Source organism: Sphingopyxis flava, assembly GCF_900168005.1.
In the GTDB taxonomy this organism is placed as follows: Bacteria; Pseudomonadota; Alphaproteobacteria; order Sphingomonadales; family Sphingomonadaceae; genus Sphingopyxis; species Sphingopyxis flava.
On record NZ_FUYP01000004.1, the window covers coordinates 41181 to 61398 of the forward strand.

20 protein-coding genes and 1 tRNA gene are annotated in these 20218 nt (G+C 64.9%); 10 read left to right on the top strand and 11 right to left on the bottom strand.

What is annotated here, in order from left to right; genetic code table 11:
• The first annotated feature begins 111 nt into the window (after positions 1 to 111).
• The 4 genes from B5X69_RS04245 (at position 112) to acnA (ending at position 6159) form a co-directional block, all read left to right on the top strand.
• On the top strand, positions 112 to 1761 hold the full coding sequence (locus B5X69_RS04245; RefSeq protein ID WP_079637463.1) for a CHASE domain-containing protein: 1650 nt from the start codon (positions 112 to 114) through the stop codon (positions 1759 to 1761).
• Positions 1762 to 1835: 74 nt separating this feature from the next.
• Positions 1836 to 2840, top strand: a complete 1005-nt coding sequence (locus tag B5X69_RS04250; protein WP_079637464.1) for a LacI family DNA-binding transcriptional regulator — start codon at positions 1836 to 1838, stop codon at positions 2838 to 2840.
• 187 nt (positions 2841 to 3027) lie between these two features.
• Positions 3028 to 3189 carry a Flp family type IVb pilin gene (locus B5X69_RS04255; RefSeq protein WP_079637465.1) on the top strand — a complete coding sequence of 54 codons (162 nt, stop codon included), beginning with the start codon at positions 3028 to 3030 and terminating at the stop codon, positions 3187 to 3189.
• Positions 3190 to 3483: 294 nt separating this feature from the next.
• Positions 3484 to 6159, top strand: coding sequence for an aconitate hydratase AcnA (gene acnA / locus B5X69_RS04260; RefSeq protein ID WP_079637466.1), 2676 nt, complete (start codon positions 3484 to 3486; stop codon positions 6157 to 6159).
• A 200-nt stretch (positions 6160 to 6359) separates the two neighbouring features.
• Here the strand turns inward: acnA and B5X69_RS04265 are convergent, their stop codons facing one another.
• Together B5X69_RS04265 and B5X69_RS04270 are read right to left on the bottom strand one after the other, a co-directional pair.
• Positions 6360 to 6626 (bottom strand): GFA family protein, encoded by a 267-nt coding sequence (locus B5X69_RS04265; RefSeq protein WP_079637467.1) that lies wholly within the window; start codon positions 6624 to 6626, stop codon positions 6360 to 6362.
• 27 nt (positions 6627 to 6653) lie between these two features.
• Positions 6654 to 6729: transfer RNA gene (locus B5X69_RS04270), tRNA-Val, on the bottom strand.
• 318 nt (positions 6730 to 7047) lie between these two features.
• Between B5X69_RS04270 and crcB the strand changes: the two genes are divergently transcribed.
• The 5 genes from crcB to B5X69_RS04295 are packed head-to-tail and all read left to right on the top strand — an operon-like array spanning position 7048 to position 10118.
• A complete protein-coding gene (gene crcB / locus B5X69_RS04275; RefSeq protein ID WP_079637468.1) occupies positions 7048 to 7425 on the top strand; it encodes a fluoride efflux transporter CrcB in 378 nt (125 codons plus the stop codon).
• Positions 7422 to 8573 (top strand): RluA family pseudouridine synthase, encoded by a 1152-nt coding sequence (locus B5X69_RS04280; RefSeq protein WP_079637469.1) that lies wholly within the window; start codon positions 7422 to 7424, stop codon positions 8571 to 8573. The genes crcB and B5X69_RS04280 overlap by 4 nt, the downstream gene beginning before the upstream one ends.
• Positions 8573 to 9196, top strand: a complete 624-nt coding sequence (locus B5X69_RS04285) for an FMN-binding negative transcriptional regulator (protein ID WP_079637470.1) — start codon at positions 8573 to 8575, stop codon at positions 9194 to 9196. The genes B5X69_RS04280 and B5X69_RS04285 overlap by 1 nt, the downstream gene beginning before the upstream one ends.
• Positions 9193 to 9432 carry a hypothetical protein gene (locus B5X69_RS04290; RefSeq protein WP_079637471.1) on the top strand — a complete coding sequence of 80 codons (240 nt, stop codon included), beginning with the start codon at positions 9193 to 9195 and terminating at the stop codon, positions 9430 to 9432. The genes B5X69_RS04285 and B5X69_RS04290 overlap by 4 nt, the downstream gene beginning before the upstream one ends.
• Positions 9429 to 10118 (top strand): ATP12 family chaperone protein, encoded by a 690-nt coding sequence (locus tag B5X69_RS04295; protein ID WP_079637472.1) that lies wholly within the window; start codon positions 9429 to 9431, stop codon positions 10116 to 10118. Before B5X69_RS04290 ends, B5X69_RS04295 begins: the two co-directional genes overlap by 4 nt.
• A 33-nt stretch (positions 10119 to 10151) precedes the next feature.
• Here the strand turns inward: B5X69_RS04295 and B5X69_RS04300 are convergent, their stop codons facing one another.
• From B5X69_RS04300 to B5X69_RS04310, 3 genes are read right to left on the bottom strand one after another with little or no spacing between them, the layout of a single operon-like run.
• Entirely contained in the window at positions 10152 to 10955 is an 804-nt protein-coding gene (locus B5X69_RS04300) for a crotonase/enoyl-CoA hydratase family protein (protein ID WP_079637473.1), read from the bottom strand.
• Between the two features lie 16 nt (positions 10956 to 10971).
• Positions 10972 to 11580, bottom strand: coding sequence for a 2-hydroxychromene-2-carboxylate isomerase (locus B5X69_RS04305; RefSeq protein ID WP_079637474.1), 609 nt, complete (start codon positions 11578 to 11580; stop codon positions 10972 to 10974).
• 4 nt (positions 11581 to 11584) lie between these two features.
• Entirely contained in the window at positions 11585 to 13117 is a 1533-nt protein-coding gene (locus B5X69_RS04310) for an acyl-CoA synthetase (protein WP_079637475.1), read from the bottom strand.
• Between the two features lie 136 nt (positions 13118 to 13253).
• Between B5X69_RS04310 and B5X69_RS04315 the strand changes: the two genes are divergently transcribed.
• Complete coding sequence (locus B5X69_RS04315) at positions 13254 to 14786, top strand: class I adenylate-forming enzyme family protein (RefSeq protein ID WP_079637476.1); 1533 nt, start codon at positions 13254 to 13256, stop codon at positions 14784 to 14786.
• Between the two features lie 70 nt (positions 14787 to 14856).
• Here the strand turns inward: B5X69_RS04315 and B5X69_RS04320 are convergent, their stop codons facing one another.
• The 6 genes from B5X69_RS04320 to crtY are packed head-to-tail and all read right to left on the bottom strand — an operon-like array spanning position 14857 to position 20146.
• Entirely contained in the window at positions 14857 to 15375 is a 519-nt protein-coding gene (locus B5X69_RS04320) for an AAA family ATPase (RefSeq protein WP_079637604.1), read from the bottom strand.
• On the bottom strand, positions 15372 to 15941 hold the full coding sequence (pnuC, locus tag B5X69_RS04325; RefSeq protein WP_079637477.1) for a nicotinamide riboside transporter PnuC: 570 nt from the start codon (positions 15939 to 15941) through the stop codon (positions 15372 to 15374). The genes B5X69_RS04320 and pnuC overlap by 4 nt, the downstream gene beginning before the upstream one ends.
• A complete protein-coding gene (locus B5X69_RS04330) occupies positions 15938 to 16897 on the bottom strand; it encodes a phytoene/squalene synthase family protein (RefSeq protein ID WP_079637478.1) in 960 nt (319 codons plus the stop codon). The genes pnuC and B5X69_RS04330 overlap by 4 nt, the downstream gene beginning before the upstream one ends.
• Positions 16897 to 17478, bottom strand: a complete 582-nt coding sequence (locus tag B5X69_RS04335; protein WP_079637479.1) for an LOG family protein — start codon at positions 17476 to 17478, stop codon at positions 16897 to 16899. The genes B5X69_RS04330 and B5X69_RS04335 overlap by 1 nt, the downstream gene beginning before the upstream one ends.
• On the bottom strand, positions 17475 to 18989 hold the full coding sequence (locus B5X69_RS04340) for a phytoene desaturase (RefSeq protein ID WP_079637480.1): 1515 nt from the start codon (positions 18987 to 18989) through the stop codon (positions 17475 to 17477). Before B5X69_RS04340 ends, B5X69_RS04335 begins: the two co-directional genes overlap by 4 nt.
• Complete coding sequence (gene crtY / locus B5X69_RS04345; protein WP_079637481.1) at positions 18986 to 20146, bottom strand: lycopene beta-cyclase CrtY; 1161 nt, start codon at positions 20144 to 20146, stop codon at positions 18986 to 18988. Before crtY ends, B5X69_RS04340 begins: the two co-directional genes overlap by 4 nt.
• Positions 20147 to 20218 lie beyond the last annotated feature (72 nt).

The following is a 20218-nucleotide window of genomic DNA, read 5'->3' on the forward strand; positions in this document are numbered from 1 at the left end:
TTCTTCAGGGCCGCGTCCCCGCGAGTCAAAATGCGCTTGCTCTGCCCCCCCCGGCATGAAACAGGGAATGGGAGAGGGGGAAACACCCGCCCCCGTCAGCAGGATAGCCATATGCGTACATCGCTCTGGGCAGATCGGCTGATGGCCCTTTCGGTCCGGGTGATCGGACTGGTAATCATGCTCGCTGCGCTCGCCGCCGCAGTCGCGAGCTTCTTTTACAACAAGACGCAGGAGGCCGACCAGGCGGAGCGAATCGCAATGCAGGTCAATGCGCGCCTCGGCGATCAGCTTTCGATCCTCGAAGCTGTGCGCGCCCTTTATCAGTCGGACAGGTCAACCGGCGGCACGAGCGTCCGCGCCTATCTCGCCGCGCTCCAGCCGGAGACGCGCGCACCGGGAATGCAGGGCGTCGGGGTCGCCATCGCAATGGCGCGGGGCGCTCCCGCGTCGGTTGAGGCGCGGCTGCGCGAAAACTATGGCCGCGACATCACGGTCTGGCCTGCAAGTGACCAGCCCGTCGGATTTCCCATCATTCTGATTGAGCCCGACAATGCCCTCAACGCGGCTGCGATCGGTTATGACATGTACAGCGAACCGACCCGGCGCGAAGCGATGCGCCGCGCTTGGCTGACGGGCCAGGCGGCGGCGAGCGGCGTTGTTCACCTGGTCCAGGAACGGAAGGCGGCTCACACCCAGCCGGGCTTTCTCATCTATGTTCCCGTTTATGCGGAGCGGCCTCTGATCGACGGCGGCGCAGCGGCGCGCGTGGAAGAAGAGCGGATCGCGCCAACCATCGCCACCGCAGTCGGCGCGCGCCCGCTCGAGGCATTCGTCTACGCCCCCTTCCGCGTCCACGACCTGATGACCGCTGTGCTCGGCGAGCAGATCGAGGGAATCGAGGGCATCGAGGTTGTCGCAGGCGAAGGCCCCTCGGCGCTCCGCGTTTTCTCGCACGGTCGCATGGGCTGGGACGCGCACGAGCAGAAGCTGCAAGTAGCGGACCGACAATGGACGATGCGCATATCCTACGGCCGTTTCGTCGACCGCCTGGGGCGTCCGCTCGCAATACTGCTGTTCGGGGTCGCAATCGCCTTTTTGGCCATCCAGCTTCACAAGATGCAGCACCGGCGCCTCGGCGCCTTCCAGGCGCTCGCCGAGGAAAAGCAACGTCACGCCGAAGATCGCGAACTCATGATAGGCGAGATGGCGCACCGGATGAAGAATGCCTTCGCACGCATCAGCGCTCTCGCGCGCATCACGCTGCGTGAGTCAACGGATCTTGCCGATTTTGAAAAGCGCTTCGAGGGGCGCCTGCAGGCCTTGTCGGCATCGAAGCAGATGCTGGTCACGGGTGCGGTCGACATGGTCGACCTCGGCGCGATCATCCGCCGCGAGCTGCATGTGGCGGGCTGGCCGGCGGAACGCCTTGTCGGACTGGCTGACCCTGAAATTCATCTCGGAGAGGATGCCGCGCAGGCGATCTCGCTCGCGGTGCACGAGCTTGTCACCAACAGCATCAAATATGGCGCGCTCGCCGGCCGCGGCGATCTTCGCGTAAGCTGGCGGCGCGAGGGCGACGAGGTCCAGCTCGATTGGATCGAAAGCGAGCTTCCCGACACCCCCCATATCGCCACCGAAAGCTTTGGGACCCAGTTCATCCGCACGCTGATCGAGCGCCAGCTCAAGGGCAGTTGGACCCGCCAGGCAGGCGATCGCAGCCTTGCTGTGACGATCCGCTGGCCGCTTCCCGCACCGGATTGACAAGCCCCCGGCGCGCGGCGAGAGAAGCGGGCCGGTGCGGCTTCGCGCCAGTGGCCACCCGACGGGGAGAGAAGATGCTGCGTCCGACATCCTTCGACGTTGCCGAGCGCGCGGGCGTTTCGCAGTCGACCGTGTCGCGCGCGCTGCGGGGCAGCCCTGGCGTCAATGCAGAGACGCGGGCGCGCGTCTCCGCCGCGGCGCGCGAGCTTGGCTATGTCGTCGACCGTCACGCCTCGTCGCTCCGGCTCAAAAGCAGCGAGACGATCGCCCTCGTTACCATCTGCCGCCCGGGCGAGGATCGCAGCGCGATCAACCCTTTCTACTTCGCACTGCTCGGCAGTATTGCTGCGGCAACATCGGCGCGTGGCTTCAACCTGCTCGTCAGCTTTCAGGAAAGCCACGACAATTTTCGCGCCGATTTCGTTGCCTCCGGGCTTGCCGACGCGATGATCGTCATCGGCACGACCAGCAACCGGGCCGCCTGGCAGTTTTTTGCCGACGCACAGGCATCGGGACTCGACTTCACCTGCTGGGGCAGTCCGGGCGATCCCTTCCACTGGATGCGCAGCGATAATGAGGTGGGCGGCCGCCTTGCTGCCGAACATCTCGTCGCCCGCGGGCGACGCCGCATCGCTTTCGTCGGCCCGCAGCAGTCACCGCAGCGCCAGTTTGACGAGCGGCGCGAAGGATTCGCCGCCGCGCTTGGCGCGCGCGGCATCGCCCCCATCATCGTCGAACCGCCCGCCGCGCCCGACCGCCATGCGCAGGGCCTCGCCGCCGCCGCGCAGCTCCTCGCAGAGCATCCCGATGTCGACGCGATCTTCGCGGCAAGTGACATGCTCGCTCTCGGGGTGCTGCAGGGGCTCAAGGACGCGAGGCGCCGCGTGCCGACCGATATTGCGCTGATCGGCTTCGACGGCATCCGCGCCGGCACGCTCGTCGATCCTGCGCTTTCGACGATCGAGCCCGACCTTGACGCCGCGGGCGAGGCACTTGTTGCGATGGCACTTGAAGACACGGGCCACAGCCGCAGCGGCACCCGCATCCCCGTGCGACTTTCGCTCCGCGGCACCGCCTGAGCGCACGGCTCGGCCCATCCAGCCGTTCGCCCGGCCCACGACAGACACAAAGGCCTCTATCGCGACCGTGGCTGCGAAATTTTCGGCTTTTGCGATCTGCCCGTTAACCTCATCTTCCAACAATTGCTTTGGGGGACAGCCTCTATTCCACGCGTCCGCAGCCCACTGACACCAAGGATGAAATCGCATGGCGGCCAGAAGTCTCATCAAAGACCAGACGGGCGCCACCGCCATTGAATATGGGCTCATCGCCGCGCTGATCGCGGTCGCCTCGCTCGTCGCCTTCCAGATGCTGGGCCTCAATCTCGCGACGGTCTTCAGCACCATAGCCTCAGCACTCGGACAATAGCGGCTGCTCTTCGCCCGGCAAGCGTTGCCGCGACCGCGTCCATCGCAAAAAGCCACGCGTCTCGCCCGCAATTTCGAACCGTCCGCCGAGCCCTCCCGGCCGGTTTGACAAGCAGGCGCAATCCATCCCCGATATCGCTGCGCATCCTCACGCACACCCAGACCCCTTGCATTTCCCGCCCTCCGGCGTAAGGCGGCGCCGACACAAACCCGCGCGCGCGACTCCCTGCGGCCCCGCTCTCCTGAACGGGCCGGGGGCCGTCTTTCCCCGCCGCGCCCGAAGAGGGAACTGCACATGACCACCACCGGCCACGACACGCTTGGAACCCGCTCGACACTCGACGTCGGGGGCAAGACCTACGCCTATTACTCGCTCGAAAAGGCGGCGGCGAAGCTGGGCGATGTGTCGCGGCTCCCCTTCAGCATGAAGGTTCTGCTGGAAAATCTCCTTCGCTTCGAGGACGGGGGCTTCACCGTCTCGGCCGACGATGTGCAGGCGATCGTCGACTGGCAGTCGAACCCGGTGTCAACCCGCGAGATCCAGTATCGCCCGGCACGCGTACTGCTGCAGGATTTCACGGGCGTACCCTGCGTGGTTGATCTCGCGGCAATGCGCGATGCGATCGCCACGCTCGGCGGTGACACGTCGAAGATCAACCCGCTCGTCCCCGTCCACCTCGTCATCGACCACTCGGTGATGGTCGACGAGTTCGGTCATCCCAAGGCGTTCGAGCAGAATGTCGAGATCGAATATTACCGCAACGGCGAACGCTATGACTTCCTGAAATGGGGATCAAAGTCGCTGTCGAACTTCAAAGCAGTGCCCCCGGGCACGGGAATCTGCCACCAGGTCAATCTTGAGCATATCGCGCAGGCGGTATGGTCGAGCGAGGATGCATCGGGCGAGACGGTCGCCTATCCCGACACCTGCGTCGGTACCGACAGCCACACGACGATGATCAACGGTCTTGGCGTGCTCGGCTGGGGGGTCGGCGGGATCGAGGCCGAGGCCGCGATGCTTGGCCAGCCCGTGTCGATGCTGATCCCCGAAGTCGTCGGCTTCAAGCTCACCGGTCAATTGAAGGAAGGTGTTACCGCAACCGACCTCGTGCTCACCGCGACGCAGATGCTGCGCGCCAAGGGCGTCGTCGGGCGCTTTGTCGAATATTTCGGACCAGGCCTTGCTTCGCTCAGTCTCGCCGACCGCGCGACTCTCGCCAACATGGCCCCCGAATATGGCGCGACATGCGGATTCTTCGGGATCGACGACAAGACGCTCGACTACATGCGCCTCACAGGGCGCAGCGAAGAGAATATCGCGCTGGTAGAAGCTTATGCCAAGAAGCAGGGGCTGTGGCTCTCGGCCGACATGCCCGACCCCGTCTTCACCGACACGCTCGAACTCGACATGGGCACCGTTGTACCGAGCCTCGCGGGGCCGAAACGGCCGCAGGACAAAGTCGTGCTCACCGAAGTCGACGATGTGTTCAACGCCGATCTCAAGACGGTCTATGGAAAGAGCGCGCCGAAGCGCGTCGCAGTCGAGGGCAAGTCACACGACATCGGCGACGGCGACGTGGTGATCGCCGCGATCACCAGCTGCACCAACACCTCGAACCCCGGGGTCATGGTCGCCGCGGGCCTCGTCGCCAGGAAGGCGAACGAGCGCGGCCTGAAGCCCAAGCCGTGGGTCAAGACCAGCCTGGCGCCCGGGTCGCAGGTGGTCACCGATTATCTTGCCAAGGCGGGGCTGCAGGAGCATCTCGACGCGGTCGGCTATAATCTTGTCGGATATGGCTGCACGACTTGCATTGGCAATTCGGGGCCGCTGGCGGAGCCGATTTCGGCTGCGATCAACGGCAATGATATCGTTGCCGCCTCGGTCCTCTCGGGCAACCGCAACTTCGAGGGCCGCGTGTCACCCGACGTCCGCGCAAACTTCCTCGCCTCGCCGCCGCTCGTCGTCGCCTATGCCCTGAAAGGAACGGTCACCGAAGATTTCACCACCACCCCGATCGGGCAGGACAAGGAGGGCAAGGACGTGTTCCTCGCCGACATCTGGCCGACCAATCAGGAGGTCGCCGACACGATTGCAGGGGCGGTCGACCGCGAAATGTTCGAAGCGCGCTACGCGCATGTCTACAAGGGCGATGCGCACTGGCAAAAGATCGAGGTCGAAGGCAGCGATACCTATCAGTGGCGCGCGGGCTCGACCTATGTTGCAAACCCGCCCTATTTCGAAGGGATGGAAATGACCCCGGCGCCGGTCTCGGACATTGTCGGCGCGAAGCCGCTCGCCATCCTCGGTGACAGCATAACGACCGACCACATCAGCCCCGCCGGCAGCATCAAGGCGGACAGCCCGGCCGGTAAATGGCTGATGGAGCATCAGGTCAGCAAGGCCGACTTCAACAGCTATGGCGCCCGCCGCGGCCACCACGAGGTCATGATGCGGGGAACCTTCGCGAACATCCGAATCAAGAACGAAATGGTTCCGGGGATCGAAGGGGGCATGTCGCGCTACGGCTCCGAAGTGATGCCGATCTACGACGCGGCGATGCGCCACAAGGCCGACGGGACGCCGCTCGTTGTCATCGCCGGCAAGGAATATGGCACGGGCTCGTCACGCGACTGGGCGGCGAAGGGCACGAACCTCCTCGGCGTCCGCGCGGTGATCGTCGAGAGCTTTGAGCGCATCCATCGCTCGAACCTCGTCGGCATGGGGGTGCTCCCGCTGCAGTTCCAGGACGGCCAGACGCGCGAGACGCTGGGTCTGACGGGCGACGATGTCTTCACGATCACCGGCATCGCGGACCTCAAGCCGCGCCAGACCGTAACCGTCAATGTTACGCGCCCCGACGGCTCGACCTTCGCGTTCGACACGCTCTGCCGCATCGATACAGCGAACGAGATCGAATATTATATGAACGGCGGCATCCTCCACTATGTGCTGAGGAAGCTCGCGGCCTGAGGCGAAAAGGGGGGCGAGGGGGTGTCCTCTCGTCCCCCTTCGCGCCCGGGCGGCGCTGCGATCAATCGATCCATAGCCCTTCCGCGGTTCTGCCCAGCCCGCCTTGTATTTGAGCATGAGGTGAACGCGCGATGACGGGACCGGGAGGTCCCAATCGATAGCGCCTGCAAAGGGATGGACCAGCTAGGGGCCACGTCGGGTCATAGAGCCACAGCGCCGACCCAGAGAAATGGCAAAGCCGCCGCTCTCCCGCGCGACAGGTCGCAGCCTTCATGTTGCTCGTCGGCGATGCGCGCGCGGTAGAGCCTCAGATTGTCTTGGCCATCGACCCTGAGCGACGCCGCGCCGGCGCCAAGGTTGATCGCATAGCCGCCACCACCCTGCTGCTTCCGGCAGATCGAGCAATAGCAATGCTGATGGGGCACCGGCGTGTGTTTCGCTCTTGCGGCCGCCAGCCGGCACAGCATCAAATGCGGGAGAGAAAGGAAAGTTCGTGGTGGGCGCTGACGGGCTCGAACCGCCGACCCTCTCGGTGTAAACGAGATGCTCTACCAACTGAGCTAAGCGCCCTTCCGAAAAAGGGAAGCGCGCCCCTGCCACAGAGCGCGCGCGCTGGCAAGCGGCCGCAGTCGTTTCTTCACGGATGATTCGCCCCGGATGCGGTGACGGCACTCGTCCGGGATGGCTCCGCGCCAGCACGGCGCGGCCGCAGCACTTCCGCCTTCTGTCCACACAAGGCCACAATCGCTTGTCCGCTATACAGATACGAAGCCGCTCGACGCCTCTTGGGGTTTGCAGGCGTCGGGCCGTCCGCATCGGAGCTCGCGCTCGTGGGCGTCTGACGAGGCAATTCTTTGCCTCGGCCGCTTTTGCGGCTAGGGCGGGCGCATGAGCGGCCTTTTCCCTGTCATGATCGGCGGCGCAATCGGCGCCGGCGCTCGCCATATCGTCGGTGAGCTGATGCTGGCCCGGCTCGGGCCCGGCTTTCCGTGGTGGACGCTGTCGGTCAACATATCGGGCAGCCTGCTCATGGGCGCGCTGATCGGCTGGTTCGCGCGGAGCGGGGAGAGCGAGACGGCGCGTCTTTTCCTTGGCGTGGGATTCCTCGGGGGCTTCACCACCTTTTCCTCGTTCAGCCTCGAATTCTGGATGCTCTTCGAACGCGGCGCCATCGTGCAAGCTGCCACCTATGTCCTCTCGTCGGTCATCGCCGCCATCGCGGCCTGCGGCCTCGGGATGCTGATCATGCGCGCGGTTCCGGCATGAGCGCGTCGGCCCGGGATCGCGACGCAGCCGTCGTCGCGCAAGAGGATGACGGCATTCGCCTCGATCGCTGGTTCAAGCGCCACCGACCGGGTACGCCGCACGCGCTCATTGCGCGCTGGGCACGCTCAGGCGAGCTGACCCTCGATGGTCGCAAGGCTGATGTGTCGGACCGCATCGAGGCGGGACAGCGCATCGCGATGCCCGTCCCGCCGGCCGCCCCTGCCGCGCGCCCGGCGCGCAAGGGGCGTCCGCTCACCGACGCCGACGTCGCGCTCGCAATATCGATGGTGCTCCATCGCGACGCGAGCGCGCTGGTGCTCGACAAGCCCCCCGGCCTTGCAACGCAGGGCGGCACCAAAACCGACACCCATGTCGACGGTCTGCTCGATGCGCTTCAGTTCGACGCGCCTGTGCGCCCCAAGCTTGTCCATCGCCTTGACAAGGATACATCGGGCGCGCTGCTCGTCGCGCGCACGCCGCGCGCGGCAGCCTGGTTCGCCAAGGCCTTTTCGAACCGCAGCGCGCGCAAGACCTATTGGGCGATCATCGTTGGTGTGCCCGACATCGCGCAGGGCGAGATTGACCTGCCGCTCGCAAAGCAACCCGGATCGGGCGGTGAGAAAATGCACGTCGACGAAAAGGGGCTGCCCTCCAAGACGCGCTACCGGATCATCGAGCGCGCGGGCAACAGCGCTGCGTGGGTCGAATTACAGCCTCTGACCGGGCGCACCCACCAGCTGCGCGTGCATATGGCAGCCATCGGCCACCCAATCGTCGGCGATGGCAAATATGGCGGCAAGGGAGCCTTTCTGACCGGAACGATCAGCCGCAAGCTTCACCTGCACAGCCGCCGGCTTCGCGTCGATCATCCCGATGGAGGCGCACTCGATATTTCAGCGCCCGTTCCCGACCATTTCGCGGCGAGCCTCGACGCGCTCGGCTTTGACCTATTGCTCGGTGATGTCGTCGCCGAAGAGGCGCCTAAGCCCTCGAATCGGACTATCCAGAAGGCGAAAGCCAAGGCGCACGCGAAGCAGGTGCGCAAGGCGCGCCGCGGCGAGCGGCGCGGACGCGCCGATGCCAAGGCCAAGGACCCTGCGACGCGGGCCCCGACCAATCGCAAGTCGCCTCCCAAAAAGCCCCGCTGATGCACCCCAACTCCGCCTTCCGCCCCCAACAGGACGATCTCGCCGCCTTGCTTGTGCGCGAGATCGGCTTTGCCGCGATCTTTGCGGGCACGCCTGACGGCCCGCGGGTTGCTCATGCGCCGGTGATTCTCAGTGAGGACGCGAAGACGCTGCAATTTCATCTCGCGCGCGGCAACGGGTTGACGAAGCATCTCGCAGGCGCCGCGGCGCTGGCGGTCGTGCAGGGTCCCGACGCCTATGTCAGCGCGAACTGGTATGCCGATCAGACACATGCGGTACCAACCTGGAACTATGTGGCGGTCGAGATGGAGGGCGTGCCCCGCCAACTCGATGATGCCGGCCTTGTCGCCCAGCTCGACGCGCTCGCAGCGCTTCACGAAGCCCGGGCCGGCGAAAACCCGCCTTGGACGCGAGGCAAGATGGATCCGGTCTATTTCAGCAAGCTGACCGGCGCGATCCTTGGCTTTGAAATGCCCATCACCGCCTGGCGTCCGACGATCAAGCTGTCGCAGAACAAGGATGCGGGGGAGCGCGCGCGCGTCGCGGACGGAATCGAACGAACAGGTCACGGCGCCCTCGCCCATTTGATGCGTGGCCTCGGCGGCGCTAGGGAGGACGCATGACAGCCACGGCAAACGAGGCCCTCGCCAAGAAGCGTTTCATCGCGCTCAACGCCATCCGCATCACGGGCGCCATTTTAACCCTAGCCGGCTTCGTGCTGATACGTGGTGGCTGGGCTCTCGCCGGGCAGCCTGCCGACCGATGGATAGGAGTCGCCGTGGTGCTGGTCGGTCTGTTCGATTTTGCGGTGATGCCAAAGATTCTCGCGCGCCGCTGGCGGTCTCCCGAAGCGCGATGAAGAGGTTCTGGAAAGTAGCCGAGGCTGTTGCAGCGGACGGCGGATGGGGCATCGCGCTCGATGGGCGCATGGTAAGCACCCCCGGGCGCGCGCCGCTCGTAGTCGCGAGCCGCGCGCTGATCGAGGCCATTGCGGCCGAATGGGGGGCGCAGGACAACCGGATCGATCCAGCGACGATGCCGCTCACCGGTCTTGCCAACGCCGCGATCGACCTCGCGCGCCCTGACCCCGCCACCTTCGCCGCACCCATCGCAGCCTATGCCGAGAGCGACCTGCTGTGCTACCGCGACGCACGCGACGCCGCGCTCCAGGCCGAGCAGGCCGCGGCGTGGAACCCGCTGCTCGCCTGGGCCGAGGACCGTCACGGCATCGAATTCACCCTCGCGCAGGGCGTCATTCCGGTCGACCAGCCGCCCGCAACCGTTGCGGCGCTGCGCGGCGCGCTTCTCGGCTACGACCCTTACCGCCTCGCTGCGCTCACTCCCATCGTGACCATTGGGGGTTCGCTCGTCGCCGCGCTCGCGCTTGCGGAGCGCGCATTCGACGCCGCCGCGCTGTGGGAGAAGGTCAACCTCGACGAGCTCTATCAGGAACGCCGCTGGGGCGTCGACAGCGAGGCGCAAAAAGCGCGCGCACGGCGCGAAGCCGACTGGAACAGCGCGGCGCGCTTTCTTGCGCTTCTTTGACGAACCTGTCCGGCTGGCCCCTGGGGGGAGAGGTCAATCCACGAAATTCGGCTTCCGCTTCTCCATCCCTGCCATCACCGCCTCCATCTGATTGGGGGTGCGGATGACCTTCACCTGTTCGTCGCTTTCGGCCTGCAGAATCTCGCCGTCGGTGGCATCGGCGAGCATGTTGCAGAGGCGCTTGGCGCCGCGAATGGCGTGCGGATTCTTGTTCGCGATCACATCGGCAAGCTCGAGCGCCTTCGCGAGGGGCTCGTCCGACACATGGGTCGCAAAGCCCAGCATCTTCGCCTCCGAGCCGGTAAATTCCCGGTTGGTGTATATCAGCTCGCGCAGCACATCATCGGCGACCTGCGTACGCCATAGAGCCATTCCGGCAACATCGGGGACAAGGCCCCAGCGCATCTCCATGATCGCGATGCGCGTGTCGGGATGGACGATGCGAATATCGGCCGCCGCCATGATCTGACTGCCTGCGCCAAAGGCAACACCGTGCACGGCAGCGATCACCGGAACCGGCAACTCGCGCCAGCCCCATGCCGCATATTGGGCGTTGTTCGCAATTCCGCGCGTACGATCGGACAAGCTGCCCCCCGCGCTGCTCGCGCCCGGATCACGCTCGGCGCTCAGGCTGGAGAGGTCGAGGCCAGCGCAGAACGCGCGCCCTTCGCCCGACAGCACGACGACGCGCAGCCCCTGCCGCGCCTTGAGCTCATCGACGGCCTTAGCCAGCGCCGACCACATCGCTGCGTCGAGTGCATTCAGCTTGTCGGTGCGGATAAGCCGAACATCGGCGATCCCGCCGTCCAGCATGGTGATGGAAATCCGGTCCTTCATGGGAGAGTCCTTCGCGTCAGCGTTTGAGCGCCGCTTCGACGAGCGGCAATTGGTCATTTCCGAAATACATGTCGACGCCGTCGACGAAGATGGTGGGCGAGCCGTAACCACCGCGCGCAATGACCTCGTCGGTGTTCGCGCGAAGCCGCGCCTTGACGGGTTCGCTGCCTGCCGCGACGCGAATCGCCGCACCGTCGAGCCCTTCGGCATCGGCGACGGCCTCGAGCACGTCAGGATCGTCTAAATTCTCCTGGCGGTCAAAGTAGCTCGCAAAGGCAGCGCGCGCGAAACGGACTAGCGAGATCTGGTCGTCCTCGAGCGCCGCAGCAAAGCGCATCGCGGTCACGCTTTTGGCCGGGTGCCATTTAGAAGGGAAGTTCATCGAGACACCGGCAAGCTGCGCCCAATCTTTCAATACCTTCCAGCTATGCTGCATCCGCCGGTTGTCGGCCTGCTCTCGCGCGGCATAGATCGCCGGGTTCACCGCGTTGAACACCCCGCCGACCAGGATCGGGCGATAGCGCGCGGTCACACCGTTGCGCTCGAGCACGGCTGGCAAATTGTGAAAGGCGAGGCAGGTCCACGGGCTCGACAAATCGAAGAAGAATTCGACGCGGTCGGTCATCGGGTCACGCTCCTTCCTTCGCCTGCTCCCAATAGCGGTCGCGCAGCAGCCTCTTGTAGAGCTTGCCCGTGTCGTGGCGCGGCAACGCGTCGAGAAAGTCGATCCGGCGCGGGATCTTCACGCCCGAGAGTTTCTCCCGGGCGTAGGCGATCAATTCGTCGCGAAAGGCGTCGGTTGCATCGACCATGTCCGCCGGCTGGACTACCGCAATCACTTCTTCGCCCATTTCCTCGTGCGGCCCACCGACCACAGCAACGTCGGCGACCTTGGGGTGGGTGACGAGATGGTTTTCGATCTCCTGCGGATAGATATTCACCCCGCCGGAGATGATCATGAAGCTCTTGCGGTCGGTCAGATAAAGAAAGCCGTCCTCGTCGAGCCTGCCAACGTCGCCGAGCGTCGACCAGCCCTTTGAATTTCGGCTGGCGGCAGTTTTCTCGGGATCATCGTGATATTCGAAGACGCTTTCACTTTCGAAGAAGACCGTCCCTTCCTCCCCCACCGGTACCTCGGTTTCATTATCCTCGCCCACGATATGGACGACGCCGTTGATCGCGCGGCCCACAGTGCCCTTGTGCGCAAGCCAGTCCTGGCTGGTCGCAAAGGTCATGCCATTGCCCTCCGATCCCGCATAATATTCGAGCAGGACCGGCCCCCACCAGTCGATCATCGCCAGTTTGACCGGGATCGGGCAGGGCGCCGCGGCGTGAATTGCGCTCTTCATCGTCGAGACATCATATTGCGCGCGCACCGCCTCGGGCAGTTTCAGCATGCGGACGAAATGGGTTGGCACAAATTGCGCCGCGTTGCAGCGATAATGCTGGATCGCCGCGAGCGCGCCTTCGGGATCGAATTTCTTCATCAATACGACCGTCCCGCCCAGACGATGGATCGTCATCGACCAGCGCAGCGGCGCTGCGTGATAAAGTGGTGCGGGCGAGAGATAGATGCTCTCGGAATTGATGCCGAACGCCATCGACGCGAGCATGACCAAGCTGTTGGGCGCATCGATCGCCGGCTCTTCGGGCAGCGGCACGCGCACGCCCTTGGGCCGCCCCGTGGTCCCCGACGAATAGAGCATGTCGACACCGGCACGCTCGTCGGCGATGGGCTCGGCGGGCATCCTTGCGAGCTCATTCTCGATCCTTGGCCAGCCGGCAATGTCGCCGCCCATCGAGAAGCGCTCGATCTTCGTCCGGAGCTGGAGCGCGGCCGGTGCAAGGCTCGCGGCGACCACCAGCATCTTCGCGCCCGAATTTTCCAGGATATAGTCGGTCTCGTCCTGCGTCAGCCGCGATGAGATGCAGACATAGCGAAGCCCAGCGCGCTGGGCGCCCCAGGTCAGCCCGTAATAATGCGGCGTGTTGTCAAGCATGAAGGCAATGACATCCTCATGCTCCAGCCCATGCGCGCGGAACATTTGCGCCGCGCGGTTCGACGCCGCATCGAGCTCGGCGTAGCTGATCGCCTCGCCCGTCTCAGCGACAATGACCGCCGGCTTTTGGGGGTTGGTGCGCACATGGACTGAAGGGTGCATCGGGCATCGTCTCCGGAGCTATCTGCTTTCATTATTTCCAAAGTGAGTAGCGAGTTGAAACTTTTGGTCAAGCAAGCTCGCCGCCGATATTTCCTCGCAGCGTTCCAGACCGGCGCTGCTGTGCTAACGGGTCGCCATGACCACCGACGACATACTTGCAACCCACTTCGCCACCCTGCCCGACCTTGTTCGCGCTCACGCAAAAAAGCGACTGGATGCCGTAGCGGCCGCCGATCCGTTCCGGCGCCTCAGCTGGTTCGAGCTCGACCGGATGGTCGACCGAATCACCGCGCGGCTTCAGGAGGACGGGCTGGCGAAGGGAGATCGGACCGCGATCGCAGGGCTGAACAGTGTCGAGCAGGTGGCGGTCATCCTCGGCACGCTGCGCGCCGGCGGTGTCGCGGGCCTGATCACCAACAGCGCGACGGGAGAACAGATGGCGGCGATGATCGCCGACACGGGCGCGCGCCACCTGTTCCTCGACAGCGCCGCTTCGGCGAGTCTTGAAGGTCAGACCGTCACCGCGAGCGATCGCATCGCCATGGACGGCAGTGACGTCGGCACGCCGCTCGACATCTGGATGGCGGCCGAGGGGGCTGCCCCGGCGCCGGTGACGATCGATCCGCTCGACGGCTTCAATATCATCTATTCGTCGGGCACGACGGGCACGCCCAAGGGCATCGTGCACAGCCATGCAATGCGTTGGCAGCATATCCAGCGCGGCGCCCCAGCCTATGGGCCCGCGGCAGTGACGATCCTGTCAACCCCGCTCTATTCCAACACGACTATGGCAAGCTTCCTGCCCACCCTCGGGTCGGGCGGACAGGTCGTGCTGATGAAGAAATTCGACGCCCGCGGATTCCTCGAACTCGCCGAGCGCGAGCGGGCGACCAATACGATGCTCGTTCCTGTGCAGTATCGCCGTATCATGGCACTGGAGGAATTCGACCGCTTCGACTTGTCGAGCTTCGTCATGAAATATTGCACCTCGGCGCCGTTCCCCGCTGTACTCAAGGCCGATGTGCTGAAACGCTGGCCGGGCGGACTGGTCGAAATCTATGGCATGACCGAGGGCGGAGCGACATTCATCCTCGAAGCGCATCAATATCCCGACAAGCTCCACACCGTCGGCAAACCCGCGCCCGGCCATATCGCCAAGGTGATCGACGAAGACGGCAACGAGCTGCCACAAGGCTCGGTCGGCGAACTGGTCGGCCGGAGCCCTGCGATGATGACGGGTTATAACAACCGCCCCGACGCGACCAAGGCGATGCATTGGTACGATGCAGAAGGAAATCTTTTCTATCGCCACGGCGACATCGGGCGAATCGACGAGGATGGCTTCCTCACTCTCATGGACCGGGCAAAGGACATGATCATCTCGGGCGGTTTCAACATCTTCCCGAGTGACCTCGAAGCGATCCTCACCGCAGACGAGCGCGTCGTCGAAGCCGCCGTCGTCGGCATGCCGAGCGAAGAATGGGGCGAAACGCCCGTGGCGTTCGTCGTGCTGAAGGAGGGCGCCGACCCCGAGGCGGTTCGCGCTGACTGCAATGCAAAGGTTGGCAAGACTCAGCGCCTCAGCGCGATCAGGATTGTCGACGAACTGCCGCGCAGTCCGATCGGCAAGGTGCTCAAACGCGAATTGCGCGATCGTCATTCCGGGTAGCGGCAACAAGGTCTTTCCCCGGTCTCCGCAAAAAAAGGAACGGCCCCGCTCGGCCCCTCGGACCTGCCCGCTATACCATGCCTCCGACCGTAAGCGCCGCCAGGGCACTCTCGAGCCGGGCGTCCCCGTGACCCTCGACCCAAGCCCAGGGGAGCGCCCGGCGATCGAGCTCGCCGATTGCCACTTCCATGAACCGCCGCCGATCGGCCAAGCTCCCAAAAAGGCGGGTGCCATCCTCCCTCCAGGACAGGTCGGTCGCGGGGACGAGGTAATAGTCAGCAGTATCCTGCCACGCATCGATCGCCGGCAGGCGGCGACCGAGCAACATGATCGCCCATGCCTGCGTCATGAGCGGGTCGGTGTCAGAGATCAGCCACTCGGGACGCTCCGCCTGCGCCGCACGGGTCGCGGCAACATGGCCATCGACGATCGCGAGCAGATCCGCCTCTTCGAACGCGGTGCCATTCGCTTCGGCATAGAGGCGGCCATATTCGGGCACGACAACCGCGCCGAGCCTGGCCGCAAGGCGCTGGGCGAGCGTCGATTTTCCGGTACTTTCGGCGCCGTGGAGGCAGATGTGCCGCGTCATGCGAGAAGCGCCCCGTCGGCCGCGGCGCGGCGCCATTTGGCCAGCCCCGCTATCGAAATGCCGAGCAGCACGACATAGACCGCGCTTGTCGCATAGAGGCCCCGCCACGCGAACAGGGGCACCGCGATCAGATCGACGAGAATCCACAGCCACCAGCTTTCGACGCGGCGCCGTGCAAGCAAAGCTTGCGCCGCGATGCTCGCTATCGCAATGCCGCCATCAGCCCAGGGAGCCGCTGCATCGGTGAAGCGCTGCATCATGGCGCTCCATGCGGCCCACGCCGCGATCGTCGCGATCATCCAGAAATGGCGGTCGCGGCGCGTCAACCATCCCACCGGGACGCCCTTCTCCTCCTTCGCGCGGAGCCAGTTCAACCATCCGTAGATATTGAGCGCGAAGAAAAAGCCCTGGAGCAGCATGTCGCTATAGAGTTTCGCCTCGAAGAACAGGATTCCATAGAGGCTCACCGCTACGAGCGCGAAGGGGTAATTCCATATGCTCCGCCGCGCGACCAAGGCCACATTGATCAGCACCAGCGCTGCCGCCAGCCACTCGAGCTCGCTCATGTGCCTTTCTCCGCCCGCGACCGCGTCCACAGCCCTTCGCGGCCGATCCGGCGCTGCGGGGGGCGGCGCAGAACCGACCAGCCGGCGCGCGCCACCCAGCCGATCTTGGCGGCAAGCGAGCTTGACGCGCGGTGGTCCCAGGCGCGATCGCCGCGGCGGCGAACTTCGCGTGCGATGTCGCCATAGATTCCGGTCGCGGCGAGCACCGCCCAGCGGCTTCGCGGCCTGAGCTTGCGCGCGCCCCAACGCGCCGAGGCCTCATATTCTTCCGCCATCTCGGCGAGCCATTTCGCCATCACGCTGAGCCGCGAACGAAAGGCAGGGTGCATGTGCTGACCAGGCGGAATGTCGAGTTCGGCGAGCCACTCGTCGGGCAGGTAACAGCGGTCGGCGGCGGCATCCTCGGCGATGTCGCGCGCGATATTGGCGAGCTGGAAAGCGATGCCAAGATCCGATGCGCGGTCGAGCGTGGTCGCGTCCGCAGGGTCAACCCCCATCACAAGCGCCATTGCGACGCCCACCGCGCCTGCGACATGATAGGCATAGCGCAGGAGATCCTCTTCGCTGCGCGGCCTCCAATCGTCGGCGTCGAGTTCAAAGCCCGCGATGATGTCGTCGATAACGGCGCACGGGATGGCAATTTCGGTAAGCAAAAGGCCGAGCGCATCGAACGCGGGTTCACCGGTGGGTTCGCCCGCAAAGGCGCGGTCGGTCAGCGCGCGGATGCGCGTCAGCGCCGCTTTCGCATCATGCCCCGCTCCCATCGGCCCGCCATGATCCTGCCCGTCGACCAGGTCGTCCGCGGCGCGACACCAGGCGTAGAGCAGCCACACTCGCTCGCGCGTGGTCCGGTCGAACAGCTGGCTCGCGAGCGCAAAGCTCTTGGAGCCGTGCGCGATGCTGTCGTGCGCGAAGCCGTGCAGGGCATGTGCGTCATAGCCCCCCGTTTCGCTCATCAAAGATCGCCGGCCTTCATCGCGAAAATTGGCTCGTGCGGCTGGTAGGCCTCCATCTTCTCGAGCAGCTCGTCGATCCCGGCATCGACAATCATGATGCCTGCATGCGCTGGGCGGATGAACCCGGTTTCGATCATTCGGCGGTTGAAAGCGATCAGATTGTTATAGAAGCCCGCCGCGTTGAGCAGGCCCACGGGCTTGGCGTGGTAGCCAAGTTGCGCCCAGCTGATCGCCTCCCAGAGCTCGTCCATCGTCCCGACGCCGCCGGGGATGGTGAGAAAGCCGTCGGCGAGATCGGTGAACATGCGCTTGCGCTCGTGCATCCCCGAGACGACGTGGAGCTGCGTGACGCCGCGGTGGGCAACCTCGGTGCCGACCAGCGCGTCGGGGATCACACCGATCACCTCGCCGCCGGCCTCGAGCGCCGCATCGGCGACCGCCCCCATCAGTCCGATCCGCCCCCCGCCATACACGACGCCGATCCCGCGCTTCGCCAGGGTGCGCCCGACGTGGCGCGCGGTTTCGATATAGACGGGGTCGGCCGGGGTCGCGGACCCGCAGTAGACGGCGAGGCGTTTCATAGGCTTTTCCTTTTCCGCTCGCAGCGCAAACGGATCTGCATGTTCAGCATCAGGGCGGCCGTCGCCTTGGCGCTGCCGACGACCCCGGGGATTCCCGCGCCCGGATGCGTCCCCGCGCCGACGAAGTAAAGGTTCGAAATCCGGTCATCGCGGTTATGGGCGCGAAAATAGGCGCTCTGCCGCAGCAACGGCTCAAGGCTGAAAGCGCTGCCAAGGTGCGCTGCAAGGTCGGCTTCGAAATCGCGCGGCGTATAGTGAAACCGGGTCACCAGATTGTCGCGCAGCCCGGGCAGCATGCGCCGTTCGACCTCCGCAAGCACGGCATCGGCAAAACGCTTCCCGAACGCCCCGCCCCAGTCTGCGGGCGCCTTTCCAAGATGCGCAACCGGGGCGAGTGCATAGAAGGTGGCATGGCCGGGGGGCGCCATTCCCGGATCGGTCGCACTGGGATGATGGAGATAGAGCGAAAAGTCATCAGGCACCGTCCCATGCCGGTAGATGTCGTTGAGCAGCCCCTTGTAGCGTGGCCCGAAGAGAATGCTGTGGTGCGCAATATCGGGGTAATCGCCTCGTACCCCGAAATGGACGACGAACAGCGAGGGTGACCAGCGCTTTCGCGCGAGAGCTCGGGCAACGGTGGCGCCGCGCTTGTGATCGAGCAGATCGCGATAACTGTGCATCAGGTCACCATTGGAGGCGACCATATCGGCGCCAGCCCGCCAGCCGCTCTGCGTGGCGACGCCGCTCGCCCGGTCGCCCTGCGTTTCGATTCTGACCACCGGATCGCCGAGGCGAAGCGTACCGCCCAACCTTTCGAAGAGCCGTACCATTCCACTCACCAACGCGTTTGTCCCGCCGCGCGCCCACCAGACGCCGCCCTGCTTTTCGATCGTGTGGATCAACGCGTAGATCGCGCTCGTCGTCATCGGATTGCCGCCCACGAGCAGCGTATGGAACGACAGCGCCTGCCGCAGCCGCTCGTCGCGGACATAGGATGAGACCATTGAATAGACGCTGCGCCAGGCCTGATATCGCATCAGCGCAGGCGCAGCGCGGAGCATGGAGGCGAAATCGAGAAAGGCGGCCGCGCCAAGTTTCACATATCCTTCGCGATGCACGCCCTTCGCATACTCAAGGAAGTCCTCGTAGCCGGCGATGTCGGCGGGATTCAGCGACGCAATTTGTGCGCGAAGCGCAGGTTCGTCGTTCGAATAGTCGAACCGCGACCCATCCGGCCAATCGAGGCGATAAAAGGGGGCGACGGGTACGAGTTCAACGTCGCTGTGCATTGCCTGCCCGCTCAGCGCCCACAATTCCTCAAGACACGGCGGATCGGTGATGACGGTGGGGCCCGCGTCAAAAATATGCCCCTCGCGCCGCCAGTGATAGGCACGCCCGCCCGGCCGGTCGCGTGCCTCGAGGATGGTGGTCGACACACCCGCCGACTGGAGGCGAATGGCAAGCGCAAGGCCGCCGAAGCCTGCACCGATCACAATGGCTCTTTGCGTCATTTCCAGTCGAAGCGCCGTAACGCGGCGATTGCGCGGCCAACGGAAACCGGCGGCTTTCCCGTGAGCAGCCGCAGCTTGTCACCGGGCCGCGATCGCCCCGCATAAAAGCGCGCGATCAGCCCGGAGGGAAGGCGGTAGAAACGCTCGAAGATGCGATAGCGTTCGTCGGGATCAGCCGCCCGAAAGAGCATCGCGTCGAGCATCCGGTAGAAGCGCTGGCGCCGCCAACCTGCGGCCGCGCGTTCACGCAGCAACGCAGGTAGATCAGGACCGATCAGCGCGGGAAGCGCCGCCGCAGTGCGCACCGCATCAGGCAGCGAATATCCGGTCGTGGCGTGAAAAGCGCCGGCGCGCACGCCGATACGCGCGGTGCGGTCCAAAGGCGGCCAATAGCGGTCGAAGTCGCCCGCGATCATAACCGGAAGAACGCCGGTCTCCTCGCGTAGCGCTTTTCCCGCGACCGCCCAGCCTTGCGCCGCTGCATATGTCCGGATGCGCTCCCGAACCGCTGCGACGTCGAGGTCGGGCGTATCGCTGTAATAAGTGTCCTCGGCAAAGATCGTCTCGGCATCGAGCGGGAGGAGATAGACGAAGCGATAACCCTCAAGTTGCTCAACGGCAGCGTCCATCACGACCGGCTGGGCAAGCCCGTGCCCCCCCTTCACGCGCAGCGCCTGTCCAACGAACTTCTGCCATCCGCAGATAAGCCCTGATCCATTGCTTGTCGCACCGCGCGCGTCGATGACATGGCGCGCATCGAGCCTTCCGCCCGCAGCAAGCAGAACATGGTCAGGCGCGACATGGAGCGCGCGGTCGGCGATCAAGTGCCCGGCGGGCAGAGCCGCTTCGACCGCCTCTGCCAATGTCTCGCCGGTCATGCTCTTGTACCCCATGCGCAAAGTGCGGTGATGGCCAGGAAAGCGGACATGATAGGCGGGCCAGTGATAGCGGACGAGCGGGGCGACGAGCCAGCGGTCGCGCTTCGCGATGTCGCTGTCGAAGAAGGACCAGATATGATTGCCCCCGACTGGCCCCGCCTCGACCAACCGCACGTCAAGGTCGGGACGCTTCGCCGCAAGCGCGAGCGCCGCGAGCCCGCCTGCAAGCCCGCCCCCGACGATGGCGATGTCACAGCGCGAGGACGGGGTGCTGGTCATGCGAAGGGCCTAGCCGAGCATGCGAGCGGGGGGAAGGCCAATGCCGCGCTATTCGGCGCAGATGACTTTCGA